Raw genomic sequence first — 1073 nt, forward strand, 5'->3', positions numbered from 1 at the left:
CGGTGGTGCTTTTTGCGGGCTAGGACTCGCGGCCGGGGAGGAGGGGGTGCGTCTGATCCCCGGGTTTCGCTGCGCTACACCCGGGGCTATAAATATTTTTCCCCTCCGGGGAAGGTCTTCGTGTCTTCGCGCCTTCGTGTTTAAATCTTGAAACTCGGTTCCACGCTCTTCCGTCATTGGTTGGAAACTTTAAACTTTAAACTTTAAACTCGGATTGATGGTCAATGGTTGTTGATGGCAGTTTTGAAGTTTGCAAGGCTGATTATTTCAGTCTTTCCGATTGTCTTCATTTCAAGTAAATCCAAATCACCGGTAACCAGGTAATCGGCTTTTCCATCGATGGCGAGGTTCAGCAGAAAGTTGTCTTTGGGGTCCCGGCATGCCTGTATGTTCGATTGTATCGCAACTAACTGACTGTATCGTTCGATTAACTGGATCAACTGGTCAACATCGGTTGCAGGGAAAAGATCTCTAAGCTTTGGTTTCTGGATAACGGTTAAAAATTCGGACAGCAGGTCGAAGCTAAAAAGCAACTGCATTTTTTGTTGGTAGAGTAGCTTGTCGAGCCAACTGAGCTTTTTCGAAATGAGAAAACTAATCCAAATATTGGTGTCAAGAATGACCTTGGGTTGATTTCCTTTCATAACGTTCGGTCCTTGCTTCTTCAACAATTTTCGTGATTTCATCGAGTGAGGGGGATTCGGCAGAATAGCTCCGCAATTTTTTTAGTAACAGGCGAAATTTTTGATCTGAATCACGCTCTTCGGTAATCTGAATCAGCTTCAAGTCAACCAAGCCTTGAATGATCTTTTTGGCTTTTGGATTTAATATTTTGATTTTAAGCGCTTCCATGCTTGTTTAAATTTGTGACTAAAGGTATGAATTCGATCTGACACGTCCAATTGGCAGTTGTCGGGCCTATGAAATCTTCGCCCTGTTAAATCTTTTTGTTGGTATTTTACAGGGTGAACTACGTGAATTTCACAGGATAAATTGTCGGTTCCCGATTGTATTGGGACAGGTTGTCGGTTATTCGTACGTTCGTGCTCCTCCCGATACCGGGACAAGTTTTG

2 protein-coding genes are annotated in these 1073 nt (G+C 43.8%); both read right to left on the bottom strand.

The genetic code is table 11. The annotated features are described in order from the left end of the window. Positions 1-221: 221 nt before the first annotated feature. The gene (locus tag NC99_RS04040) at positions 222-644 is read right to left on the bottom strand and encodes a putative toxin-antitoxin system toxin component, PIN family (protein WP_053180123.1); all 423 of its coding nucleotides are present in this window, start codon (positions 642-644) and stop codon (positions 222-224) included. Then, a complete protein-coding gene (locus tag NC99_RS22040; protein ID WP_053180125.1) occupies positions 613-852 on the bottom strand; it encodes a hypothetical protein in 240 nt (79 codons plus the stop codon). Before NC99_RS22040 ends, NC99_RS04040 begins: the two co-directional genes overlap by 32 nt. Between the last annotated feature and the right edge of the window lie 221 nt (positions 853-1073).

It is taken from the genome of Sunxiuqinia dokdonensis, from assembly GCF_001270965.1.
Taxonomy (GTDB): Bacteria; Bacteroidota; Bacteroidia; order Bacteroidales; family Prolixibacteraceae; genus Sunxiuqinia; species Sunxiuqinia dokdonensis.

Excerpts from the sequence above, each read along its gene's own strand:
- NC99_RS22040 (WP_053180125.1), bottom strand. The coding sequence starts at position 852 with ATGGAAGCGCTTAAAATCAAAATATTAAATCCAAAAGCCAAAAAGATC.
- NC99_RS04040 (WP_053180123.1), bottom strand. The coding sequence starts at position 644 with ATGAAAGGAAATCAACCCAAGGTCATTCTTGACACCAATATTTGGATT.